Annotated in this window: 14 protein-coding genes; 6 read left to right on the forward strand and 8 right to left on the reverse strand. The window is 58.1% G+C overall.

All coding sequences use genetic code 11. The annotated features are described in order from the left end of the window. Nucleotides 1–306 (reverse strand): recombination-associated protein RdgC (rdgC, locus tag ACFE0K_RS11455; RefSeq protein WP_434536190.1); only part of this gene is annotated, 306 nt, incomplete at its 3' end. Between the two features lie 229 nt (nt 307–535). On the opposite strand from rdgC, the gene ACFE0K_RS11460 reads away from it, so the two are divergent. Then, a complete protein-coding gene (locus ACFE0K_RS11460) occupies nt 536–1,489 on the forward strand; it encodes an aldo/keto reductase (protein ID WP_434536191.1) in 954 nt (317 codons plus the stop codon). 114 nt (nt 1,490–1,603) lie between these two features. Here the strand turns inward: ACFE0K_RS11460 and ACFE0K_RS11465 are convergent, their stop codons facing one another. After that, nucleotides 1,604–2,176, reverse strand: a complete 573-nt coding sequence (locus tag ACFE0K_RS11465) for a TetR/AcrR family transcriptional regulator (protein WP_434536192.1) — start codon at nt 2,174–2,176, stop codon at nt 1,604–1,606. A gap of 107 nt (nt 2,177–2,283) precedes the next feature. Between ACFE0K_RS11465 and ACFE0K_RS11470 the strand changes: the two genes are divergently transcribed. Then, nucleotides 2,284–2,793, forward strand: coding sequence for an HPP family protein (locus tag ACFE0K_RS11470; protein WP_434536193.1), 510 nt, complete (start codon nt 2,284–2,286; stop codon nt 2,791–2,793). A gap of 163 nt (nt 2,794–2,956) precedes the next feature. Next, nucleotides 2,957–3,850 carry a haloalkane dehalogenase gene (locus ACFE0K_RS11475; RefSeq protein WP_434536194.1) on the forward strand — a complete coding sequence of 298 codons (894 nt, stop codon included), beginning with the start codon at nt 2,957–2,959 and terminating at the stop codon, nt 3,848–3,850. Between the two features lie 87 nt (nt 3,851–3,937). Here ACFE0K_RS11475 and ACFE0K_RS11480 read toward each other — a convergent pair whose 3' ends face one another. From ACFE0K_RS11480 to ACFE0K_RS11495, 4 genes are all read right to left on the reverse strand, one after another. Further along, nucleotides 3,938–5,116 carry a GGDEF domain-containing protein gene (locus ACFE0K_RS11480; protein WP_434536195.1) on the reverse strand — a complete coding sequence of 393 codons (1,179 nt, stop codon included), beginning with the start codon at nt 5,114–5,116 and terminating at the stop codon, nt 3,938–3,940. Between the two features lie 103 nt (nt 5,117–5,219). Then, complete coding sequence (locus ACFE0K_RS11485; protein ID WP_434536196.1) at nt 5,220–5,666, reverse strand: hypothetical protein; 447 nt, start codon at nt 5,664–5,666, stop codon at nt 5,220–5,222. 270 nt (nt 5,667–5,936) lie between these two features. After that, nucleotides 5,937–6,464 carry a GNAT family N-acetyltransferase gene (locus tag ACFE0K_RS11490; RefSeq protein WP_434536197.1) on the reverse strand — a complete coding sequence of 176 codons (528 nt, stop codon included), beginning with the start codon at nt 6,462–6,464 and terminating at the stop codon, nt 5,937–5,939. 121 nt (nt 6,465–6,585) lie between these two features. Continuing rightward, on the reverse strand, nt 6,586–7,050 hold the full coding sequence (locus ACFE0K_RS11495) for a hypothetical protein (protein WP_434536198.1): 465 nt from the start codon (nt 7,048–7,050) through the stop codon (nt 6,586–6,588). Nucleotides 7,051–7,151: 101 nt separating this feature from the next. Between ACFE0K_RS11495 and ACFE0K_RS11500 the strand changes: the two genes are divergently transcribed. After that, complete coding sequence (locus tag ACFE0K_RS11500; protein ID WP_434536199.1) at nt 7,152–7,976, forward strand: arylamine N-acetyltransferase family protein; 825 nt, start codon at nt 7,152–7,154, stop codon at nt 7,974–7,976. An 84-nt stretch (nt 7,977–8,060) separates the two neighbouring features. Here ACFE0K_RS11500 and ACFE0K_RS11505 read toward each other — a convergent pair whose 3' ends face one another. Both ACFE0K_RS11505 and ACFE0K_RS11510 read right to left on the reverse strand, forming a co-directional pair. Beyond that, nucleotides 8,061–9,062 carry a cytochrome d ubiquinol oxidase subunit II gene (locus ACFE0K_RS11505; protein ID WP_434536200.1) on the reverse strand — a complete coding sequence of 334 codons (1,002 nt, stop codon included), beginning with the start codon at nt 9,060–9,062 and terminating at the stop codon, nt 8,061–8,063. Continuing rightward, a complete protein-coding gene (locus tag ACFE0K_RS11510; RefSeq protein WP_434536201.1) occupies nt 9,059–10,441 on the reverse strand; it encodes a cytochrome ubiquinol oxidase subunit I in 1,383 nt (460 codons plus the stop codon). The genes ACFE0K_RS11505 and ACFE0K_RS11510 overlap by 4 nt, the downstream gene beginning before the upstream one ends. Nucleotides 10,442–10,769: 328 nt before the next feature. On the opposite strand from ACFE0K_RS11510, the gene ACFE0K_RS11515 reads away from it, so the two are divergent. Both ACFE0K_RS11515 and ACFE0K_RS11520 read left to right on the forward strand, forming a co-directional pair. After that, complete coding sequence (locus ACFE0K_RS11515; protein ID WP_434536202.1) at nt 10,770–10,946, forward strand: Flp family type IVb pilin; 177 nt, start codon at nt 10,770–10,772, stop codon at nt 10,944–10,946. A gap of 170 nt (nt 10,947–11,116) precedes the next feature. Next, the coding region (locus ACFE0K_RS11520) for an Arm DNA-binding domain-containing protein (protein ID WP_434536203.1) at nt 11,117–11,424 on the forward strand (308 nt) is incomplete at its 3' end.

The following is an 11,424-nucleotide window of genomic DNA, read 5'->3' on the forward strand; positions in this document are numbered from 1 at the left end:
CTTTTCCTTGCGACCCACCTTGCGGCCTTCCTCATCCTGGATGTGCTCCACCTTCTCATCGAGCAGTTCCTTGATCACCGGCCCGGGCAGCAGGCGCGAGGTTTCCTGGTAGGTGCAGTAGATGAAGCCGTCCACCGCATACACCATCGGGTCCTGCCCTTTCAGGGGCGGCACAAAGCCTTCGGTGCGCAGGGTCTGCGAGCCGCAGGGCTGGCAGCGGTTCTGGTCCAGGGTTTCATCGAGCTCGGCCACGGAGGAAGGAAAGGCCTCTTCGCCCACAAACACAACCAGATTCTTGATCCACATAAACAGGTTCCAAACAGGGGGCGGCGAGAAAAGGCGCCGCCGAAATAGAAGGGTTGGCCACAGTAGCGAAATGGCCCAAGCGGCTCAAGCGCTCATTCCGGAGAATCGGACAAGAATCCGGCAGGAACTGCGGTGCCTGTTGAGGGTCACTGTCATTAGGGTATTTGTTTTCCCACACCGGCTGCCAAAAGCGACCGGGACTATCACACAGCATCTACAGGAGCAGGTGATGAAAACACTGACATTCAGCAACGGCGACACCATGCCGCAACTGGGCCTGGGTACCTGGAAATCCCAGCCTGGCGAGGTCTACGAGGCAGTGAAGGCCGCCATCGAAATGGGCTACCGGCACATCGACTGTGCCCATATCTATGGCAACGAGGACGAAATCGGCCAGGCCCTGCAGGATGTGTTCGCCGCCGGCACCGTGCAGCGCGAGGACCTGTGGATCACCTCCAAACTGTGGAACAGCGACCACGCTCCAGAGGATGTCCAGCCAGCCCTGGAAACCACCCTGAACAACCTGAAGCTGGATTATCTCGACCTGTACCTGATGCACTGGCCGGTGGCACTGAAGAAAGGCGTGCCCTTTCCCCAGTCCGGCGATGACATGGTGTCCTTGAACGACCTTCCCGTGGCCACCACCTGGGCCGCCATGGAAGCGCTGGTGGATGACAACCTGACCCGGCAGATCGGCGTATCCAATTTCAGCGTGAAAAAACTGGACGACCTGATCAGCAAGGCACGGCTGAAACCGGCCATGAACCAGATCGAACTACACCCCTATCTGCAACAGACCGCCATGCTGCGCTTCTGCCAGCAACAGGGCATTCACCTGACCGCCTACTCCCCGCTGGGCTCCTCTGATCGCCCGGACGGCCTCAAGGCCGAGGACGAACCGGTGCTGCTGGAAGACCCGATCATTCATGACATCGCCGACAACCACGACGCCAGCCCGGCACAGGTGCTGATCGCCTGGGCGCTGCAGCGCGGCACGGCGGTGATCCCGAAATCGGTCAATCCGCAGCGGCTGCAACAGAACCTGGCCGCCGCCGACCTGACACTCAGCGAAGACGACATGAACGCCATCGCCGAACTGGATCGCCACCGTCGCTACGTGGACGGCGGCTTCTGGGCACAGCCCGGCAGCGATTACACCCTGGAAGGTCTCTGGGACGAGTAAACTCCCAGGCCCGAGAAAACCGTAGGGCGCGCTGAGCGCGCCCTACGCAAGGGTCGCTTTCCTTTAGCGCAACACTGCGCGCAACATCGCTCAGGGCACCAATCTCGCTACCCGCTACAAATAGGGATCAAGCAAAAGACGGGCAGTCTGGCCTGCTCGCCTGGCGGCTCCCGTTTGCCCACAAACATGGGCCAGCACAATAGCCCCTTCCTTGAGTAGTGCCAGCGACTGCGCAAAATCCTCTGACTGCTTTTCACCCAACCCGATTGCCTCTACCTGCTTTTTCATCAGCGCCAGAACCCAGGCCTTGTGCTTGGCACAATACTGATGAGCAGGATGATCGGGATTTCCGAACTCGCCACTGACATTAATAAAAAAACAGCCATGGAAAGACGCCAGAGTGGCGTCGACACCATTTATCCAATCGTCCAGGGCCGCAAAGATCACGTCTATGCCCTGAATGCCAGCGGGAACCTCTCCTACCCTCGCCTCAAGCCACTGGCAATAGCGCACATGGCGGAATTCCAGCACTGCCAGGATCAGATCGTCCTTGGAAGGAAAGTGGTGGTACATCGTTTTCTTGGCAATACCGGATTGCTCCAGTATTCGATTAACCCCAACGGCATGAATCCCTTCCCGATAGAAAAGGGAGAATGCCGTGGCTACCAGCGCCTCTCGTTTATCCATTCTCTGCCCCAGTGAACTGTTGATTCAGATTGACACAAGGAGACAGGTCTGTCTACCATCAAGTAGACAGACCTGTCTCCTTGCAATCAAACACCAAAGGATTCCTCATGCCTCTCTCGCAAATCACCCTGCCCCAAACGGTATCGAAAGCCCTACTGGCCGGAGTCGGCGCCATGGCCTGCATCACTCTGTTAAGCAGCCTGCAAGGTCTCAGCCAGCCTCTGCTGTGGTTGATGGCACCGTTTGGGGCAACCATGGTCATACTCTTCGCCTTACCGCAAAGCCCGCTGGCCAGACCTCGCAGCATTCTCTTCGGGCACTTGCTGACATCAGCAACCGGCATTGCCGTGATGACAGTGCTGGGGGTCTCGCCCTGGTCTTTGGGTTTCGCCGTAGGGCTTTCGGTTGCACTGATGATGCTAACCGGCACCACACACCCACCGGCTGGGGCCAACCCCATTGTTGTAATGTTAGCCGGGGAAAGCTGGTGGTTTCTAATCAACCCGGTACTGACCGGCGCGCTGACTATCCTGCTCTTTGGCTGGCTATATCACCGCGGAATCTCAAGGCAGGCCTGGCCGGTCTCTGGGATGAGCCGGCCATCACGGGTGCGTTGAGAGCGCAGCGAACTGCGCCGTGACCACTGTGGTTACGCGCAGTTCGCCTCAGGCTCAGTGCCCCCTACGCAAGCCATCCTTCACGCCCTTTGGCCCGGGAAGACATGGCCATCACTGGCCGTTAACGGCCATCCTTGGGTTTTCATTTTCATCAGGATGCCCCATGGATTTTCTGCGCACCCCGGATTCCCGTTTCGAGCGATTGCTGGACTACCCCTTCGAACCCCACTATGCGGACGTGGGTGGCCTGCGAATGCATTATCTGGATGAAGGCCCGGTGGATGCCAAGCCGGTGCTGATGATGCATGGCGAGCCGTCCTGGTCGTACCTGTACCGGCACATGATTCCGATCTGCGCCGCCGCCGGTCACCGGGTGGTGACGCCGGATTTGATCGGTTTCGGTAAATCCGACAAGCCCACGGATATCAACGCCTACAGTTACCAGAGCCATATGGACTGGATGCAAGCCTGGCTGGAACAACTGGACCTGAACGATATCACCCTGGTCTGCCAGGACTGGGGGTCGTTGCTGGGCCTGCGCCTGGCAGCGGAGAACCCGGAGCGTTTCCGGGCCATCGTGGTGGGTAACGGCATGCTGCCCACCGGCGATATGAAAGTCCCCAAGGCCTTTCAGCTGTGGAAGAATTTCGCGCTCTACAGCCCGGTGTTCCCCATCGCCCGGATTATCGGCAGCGGCACCTTCAAGAAGCTGGGGCCGGATGAACGACGGGCCTACGATGCGCCCTTCCCGAGCAAGAAGTACAAGGCCGGCGCCCGGGCTTTCCCGAAGCTAGTGCCGGTGACACCGGATGACCCGGCCAGCGATGCCAACCGCAAGGCCTGGAAGGTACTGGAGCAATGGGAGAAACCGTTCCTGACCACCTTCAGCAATGGCGACCCGATCACCCGGGGCGGCGACAAGTACATGCAGGAACGCATTCCCGGCGCCAAGGGCCAGCCCCACCAGACCCTGGTGGGCGGTCACTTTCTTCAGGAGGATTCGCCGGTGCAATTTGCCCGGGCGGTGAATGCGCTGATTGCCGAGCTGGAGTCGTAGCTTGTTGGAGCCTTGCTCGCAAGGCGAAGGGGTATCTGGTCGCTTCGCCTTGCAAGCAAGGCTCCAACGACGACCTACCACAATCTCTCAGGCTGTCGCCGCTTCCTGCGGCAAAGACCAGAATGCCATCCGATTACGACCCGCTTCCTTGGCCTGATAGAGCGCCTGATCCGCCCGGGTGAAGAGTTGCTCCTCACCCAGGGTGTCGCCGGTGCCGGAACAGGTAACGCCAAAGCTGGCGCTGACATGGAACGGCGCCTGCCCGTCTACTTCCACTGGCGTATCGCTGAGTCGATGCCTGCAGCGCTCGATCACCTTGGCGGCACCCTGCTGATCCGTTTCCGGCATCAGCAACATGAATTCCTCGCCACCAATACGGCCAATGCGATCGGTTTCCCGCAAGCAGTCTCGCAACACCTGGGCCACCATCAATAGCACCTGGTCGCCGGTGGCGTGCCCGTAGCGATCGTTGATTTTCTTGAAATGATCCAGATCCATCACGCACACCGACACCGGGCTACCGCTGCGGCGGCTGCGGGCCAGCTCGTAGCTGAACTGATCGAACAGGGCGCGGCGATTGTCGAGGCCGGTGAGCGGGTCGGTCACCGCCAGGGCACGAATCTGCTTTTCACGAATCTGCCAGCGTCGCAACAACACATAGGTGAAGCCGAACACCATGGCCAGAAACGGCGTGGCAAAGGCAATCATGCTGTTAACCCAGTACACGGAGACCAGAGCCTTGGTCACCGGGTCTGCCTTTAGCAGCGGGGCGTACTGCAATTTTCCCTGCACAATCAGCGCATAGATAGCCAGCACCATAACGGTGTGGATCACCAGGCTGCAGGTCACCCGTTTGAAATCAAAAAGAATAAACCCGGTGAGCGGCGAGCCCACCAGCACCAGCCCCATCACCGGATTGTACAGGCCCATCACATAGCCAATACCGAGAAAAGAAAAACCGAAGAAGTGAATGCAGACATTGGGATAGGCCACCGAGTGACGCTTGGTTTTATGCAGGGCAATGCCCCAGCAGGTCAGCGCCAACCAGCCGATCACATTAAAAAGGAAAATATCCCGGGCCAGCCCGGCCCCTTCCACAGAGAGAAACTGCTCGGCAAAGCGGGTGTAGTTCACCGTGAACAGGAGCCAGCCGAGAAAGCCGAGCATCAACAGGCCAGTGAGCACCGACAGCAACAGGCTCTTGTCCCGATCACTCCAGTCGAGCAAGTCGGTTATAGGAAGGGGGTTGCGGTCAACCCCAGGCATGGTATGAGCTCTCATTCATACCGGAATTATGTCACAGGGCCGACCCCGCTGAGTGAAATCTGATCGACGTTGGTGCCGTGTCAGCCGCCAGTGGTCGGAAATGCTACACGGTATTTTCACTGTTCTGGTGCAGACCGGGACGCAAACCCCAGACCACCAGAAGCAGCGCTGTCACCATTGCCACAGACAGACTCATCAACAGCAGGCTGACCACTTGCTCCTGCCAGGGGGCGGCCGTAAAACCCGCCGACGCCAGCGGCATCATGGCTCCAGTGCCCCAGATAGCGGCAAGCAGCGTTGCCAGCCAGTTGGCATAGGTGCCATAGAGCGCCAACCACCCGGCCAACCAAGCGGCCCTGGAGGACAGCACCAAGCGACCCCAGCAAAGCCCCAGGGCAACCAGCAGCAGGCCGTTGGTAATGCCTTGCATATGGCTGGCCAGCCCCATGCGCGGGTTGACCAGCAGCGGCAGGGTAAAGCCGGTCAACAGCCCCAGTAACAGCAAGAGAAAACCGGCACACAACAACCGCTGCGATACGTTCTGCTTCATGACAAACACTCCTGCAGCTTACCGGGCCCTGACAGCAACGGTCCGCTGGTTGATAACGATGCCAGTAACCACTCAACCATGGGGCCCCATAACACGCCAGCACTTTCCCGAAAAACGCCGAAGTGCCCGAGACTCTCAAAACCTGCATCCGCCGGCGTCATCTCTCCGTCTCGGATGAGTTATTGTGTCAGAAAGTCGGCACCAGTACCGGGAGAAAATAACGTCGTCGCATTGCCCAAAAAAGGAATGACATTCGATGGCAACTGATCATCAAGGTCGGCGGCAACACATCAGCAGGGCCGGCCCGTCCGGTGTCTTCACTACCTGACGGGCAACAAAGCCGGCGTTGCGAAAACAGTGGATGGCACGCAGGTTATCCGGAGCCGGGTCGGCGATGACTTCTGTTACCTGGGGATCATCGAACAGCCGATCCACAAAGGCCCTCACCGCCGAGCCGCCCAGCCCATGATCCAGATGGCTCTCGCTGGCGAGAAACACATCCACCCCACGTACGCCCGGATCTTCGATTTCCAGCCACCAGCCTTCATGATGATGTTCAATGGGAGCATAACGCTGAATAAACCCCAGCGGTTCTTCATCCAGGCGGATAAAGAAAAACATGGCGCCACCGAAACAACGCTGGGCCGGATGGTAATCGCGCACCACCTCTTCAAGACTTCGCTGCGGCCCCCACCAGCGGCTAACATGTTCGCGCCCCAGCCAGTCATGCAACACCGGCAGGTCCGCGTCCGTGAGCGGCGTAAAGGTGAGCCTGTCCGTTGCCACTGAGACTTTCATAACGTTTTCTGCCACCTTTCCTGTATGGCGCACGGTGCTGTGCGGATCAGCTTTATCTGTTTAGCAAAAGACTAACCCGCATCCTTTTAAGCGACTGCTATCTGTTTATCGTTTCTCTATGTTAATCAGTTTTTGCGTCATCGTCTCCAGCAACACCGGCGTGAGACCTGGATGATTTTTGACGGCGCTGATCGGCAATATAAGCGCCGATAAAGAAAAGCACAGAAACAACCAGAAAGGGGCCGACACTGCCCGGCCAGCTCCAGTAATTCAGCCCGGCATAAGCGCCCATCAGCAGGGAGACTGCCACCACGGCAAAACCGTTATCGGTTCGTGTCACCCGAATCAACACCCACCCGGCCAATAAGGCACCGATTCCCCAGGCAGGAAAATCTATGACCCAGAAATTATTCATCACTTTGTCCAGATAACCGGCCATCCAGTCGGCCTTTCCCTTCGGCGAGATATCATCCATTCCGACGTAAAGGCTGTAGCCCAGCGTTCCCGCCATGGTGAGCAGAGAAAGTATCGTTGCCATAAAAGACATCGTTAACCATCCGGCCAGAATCCCCAGAGTCCATCTCATCCCTGTTTCCCTCTATCCTGTATTTTTTATATTGAGACTTTACATCAACCTGAGTTGAGGTTTTATGCTTGCCTCTCCTTTTTCCGACAGGGACCCATACCATGGCGCTGGATATTGATGCCTACCTGCAACGAATCGGCTATCAGGGAGAAAAGCAGCCTACCCTGAATACCCTCAAGGCCCTGCAACGCTTGCATCTGCAGGCCATCACCTTCGAAAACCTGAACCCACTACTAGGCCTCCCGGTACCCCTGGATAACCAGGCCCTGATGGACAAGCTGGTTCTCCAACGTCGTGGCGGATACTGTTTCGAGAATAACCTGTTGTTTCTGGAGGTACTTACCACGCTGGGGTTCCAGGCGCGCGGCATCACCGGGCGGGTCTACTGGAACCAGCCCGACGATGCCTGGCCGCCACGCTCGCATATGGTGCTACTGGTGACGATTGACGGTGAGGATTATCTCAGCGATGTGGGGTTTGGCGGTATGACTCCGACTGCGCCTCTTAAGCTCCACGCCAGGCACCCACAGAGCACACCGCTGGAGTCTTTTCGGGTGGAGTCGCATCAGGATCATTACAGCCTGTGGGTACAGCTCGGGGACCAATGGCGATTGCTCTATCGTTTCGACTTGATGAAACAGGAACGCGTCGATTTCGAAATGGCCAACTGGTATGTGGCCTGCCACCCGCAATCCAAATTCGTGAACAATCTGATTGCCGTGCGCACCGGCGAAGACCGTCGCCATACCTTGTTGAACGATCTCTATACGGTGCGCTTTCCGGACGGCAGCAGCGAAAAACACACGCTGAATTCAACCGCAGAATTACGGGAATTACTGGAAGGGGTATTTGCCATCAATATGGCGGGGATTGATAGGAAGAAACTGGAAAAAGCCCTGAAAGAGAAATCACTTTTCCAGCAATGAAACAAGAATCAAACGCTTCGCCTTGCAAGCAAGGCTCCAACGACACAACGCACCGCTGTTGGAGCCTTGTTCACAAGGCGAATGCTATTCGTAACTCAGGTGCGTGGCCTTGCCCCGGAACACCCGGTAGATAAAGATCGTGTAGCCCAGAATCATCGGCAAGGCGATGATGGCGCCCCAGAAGGTAAACAGCAGGGACTCCGTGGCCGACGCCGCTTCCCAGATGGAAATCCGCCCCAGCACGATATCCGGGAACAGGCTGTAGGCCAGCCCGATACTCGCCAGCACGCACACCACCATTAAGGCGACAAACGCCAGCCAGCCATACCCATTGTGCAGGATCTGCTTACTGTTGAAGATCCAGACCAGTGCCGCATACGCCAGCGCGGTGGTGATGGGGATAGGCATCAGGCCGATGGCGTTGGGCAGGGTGAACCATTTGTCGGCGATGGCGCTGCTTACCAGCGGGGTAGCGATGGAAATCAGCAGCAGAAAACCGCCCATTGGCCATACCGCCATCCGCCCCCAGCGCACTGCCTTGTTGAACAGCTCGCCTTCGGTCTTGATCAGCAACCAGGCGGCGCCGAGCATGATGTACAAGGACGGCAGCGCCACCGCGATCAGCGCGGCGAACAGGGTGCTGGTGGCATCACCGGTGAGCCCGGTGACAAAGGCGCCCAGCATCCAGCCCTGGCTAACCGACGCCACCAGGGAGCCGAACGCAAACAGACGGTTCCATTTGGACTTGTGCTTGTCGCCGGCCTTGACCCGGAAATCGAACGATACCCCGCGCAGGATCAGCCCCATCAGCATCAGCGTCACCGGCAGGTACAGAGAGGTGAGCACGATGGAATGGGCCTGCGGAAAGGCAATCAGCAGGATACCCACGCCCAGTACGATCCAGGTTTCGTTGGCATCCCAGAACGGCCCGATGGCCGCCACCATCACATCCTTTTCGTCATCGCTGGCGAAGGGCAGCAACATGCCGATACCCAGATCGTAACCATCGAGAATCACATAGATCAGCAGTGCCAGCCCCATGGCGCCAGCAAAGAACAACGGAAGCCAGTATCCCAGATCCATCATGCTTCTCCTTCGGCAGTTTCCGCGTCGTTCATGGCCCGTTGCTGGGGTGACAGCGTCAGGGAACGTGCCGGCTTGGTAGCCATATAACGCAGGGTAGCGATGTAGGACACCAGCAGGAACAGGTACAGCAGCACATAGCCGAACAAGGTGCCTGCCACGGTGGCGCTGCTGTGATCCGCCACCACATCGGCAGTCCGTAGCAGCCCATCCACCACCCACGGCTGACGACCGATTTCGGTGACGTACCAGCCCGCCAGCACCGCAATCCAGCCGGAGAAGGTCATCACCGACAGGGCACGCAACAGCCAGGTCTGAGTCTCGCGATTTTCATCCCGGTTGCGGAACAGTCGCCAGGCAGCCCACCAGCCGGTCAGCACCATCAGCATGCCAATGCCGACCATCACCCGGAACGCCCAGAACACCGGCGCCACCGGCGGGGTTTCGCCCTCGAATTCATTGAGGCCAAGCACTTCGCCGTCCCATTCATGGGTGAGAACCAGGCTGGCCAGGTTGGGCACCTTGATGGCCATGTGCGTGGTTTTTGCTTCCTCATCGGGAAAGCCGAACAGGGTCAGCGGCGCGCCCTTTTCCGTTTCCCAGATGCCTTCCATGGCTGCGATCTTGGCCGGCTGATGCTCCAGGGTGTTGAGCCCGTGCAAGTCACCGATGAATACCTGCAATGGCGCCAACAGGGCCGCCATCAGCGCGCCTGTGCGCATCACCTTCCAGGTGGCGGGGCCATCCACGCCACGCATGGCACGCCAGGCACTCACCCCCATAATCAGGAACGCGGCGGTCAGCAGGGATGCCGTAAACATGTGCGCCAGGCGGTAAGGGAAGGAAGGATTAAAAATCACCTCCCACCAGCTTTCCACGAAGAACACGCCGTCTTCGATGCGATAGCCCGTGGGGGTCTGCATCCAGGAATTGAGGCTGAGAATCCAGAACGCGGAGAACGAGGTACCCACTGCCACCAGCGCCGTGGCGATCAGGTGAGTACGATTGCTGACCCGGTCCTTGCCGAACAGCATGATGCCCAGGAAAGAGGCTTCCAGGAAAAAGGCGGTAAGCACCTCATAACCCAGCAAGGGCCCGGCGATATTACCGGCACGCTCCATGAACCCGGGCCAGTTGGTACCGAACTGAAAGCTCATGGTGATGCCGGACACCACCCCCAGGGCGAAGCTCAGGGCGAAGATCTTGACCCAGAAGAAGTAGGCATACTCCCAGGCCTTGTCACCGGAGATGGTATAGCGCAGGCGAAAATAGAACAGCACCCAACACAAACCAATGGTGATGGTAGGGAAGAGAATATGAAAACTGATATTGGCGGCAAACTGCAGCCGGGCCAGCAGGAACGGATCAAACTCCACAGGCATACCCTCCCTAATCACGCTCTGTTAATGCTCTTCAGGCTAGCACATCCTTGCACAAGCCCTATGTGACAAATTGCCCCAGGTCAAACTCCTGCTGAATGGCATCCGGCGCCACACGTCTCCCTCCTTACAATAAGCCAACAAAGGCTTAAATTTCGCATTATTCCCGGAAAAGAAAAATATCGCGCAAATCCAGCAGCTTGATGCGAAAAGCCCCAACACGCCTGAACTTCATGACAGCCTTTTTGCATAAATCAAAGCCATCTCCGTACTGAGACAAGCGTGCTATTGTGATTATGAAGGACACACAAGCCGCCAGGAGGGCCAGGCCATGTTGAAGTTCATCAGCGCATTTCTACAGGAAGAAAGTAGCGCCACAGTTGTTGGGTACGCCCTTCTCGTGGCATTTATCGCCCTTGTGGCCATTGCAACTATCGTGCTTGCCGGTGGCGAAGTCAGGAATCTCTTTGAGGGCGCCCAGACCTCCATCAGCGACGCCACATCCTGACACCCGCTCGGGCCCGCCTGAGCAATGGCAGGGCGGGCTCCGGCCAACACCCGCAAAACGGCACTTACCGCACAGCAATTGAACGCATCGGCAAAGCTGGGTAGCTTATTGTCTGTAATCCCCGCATCGTTTTTGCGCGATGCCGACAATAACCTGACCTGCAGCGAGCCATGGCCCTGACTTCCGCGGACGTCCGCAACGCCGAACCCCTGAAGAAAGATTACAAACTCCGGGACGACAAGGGGCTTTACCTGCTGGTAGAGGCCAATGGCAATCGTACCTGGAAATTCAGCTACCGATTCGACGGCCGCAGCAAGGTCATCACCCTGGGCCCCTGCCCGGAGGTCACCCTGGCCTTTGCCCGCCAGCTTCGCGACGAGGCCCGGGAGCTGATCGCCGACGGCACTGACCCGCTCACCCGATGTGAAAAACGGGAAGTGTTCAGCCCGTCGGTGGAAACCTTCGAGGCCGTGGCGCG

The sequence above is a fragment of the Alcanivorax sp. genome (assembly GCF_051117345.1).
In the GTDB taxonomy this organism is placed as follows: Bacteria; Pseudomonadota; Gammaproteobacteria; order Pseudomonadales; family Alcanivoracaceae; genus Alcanivorax.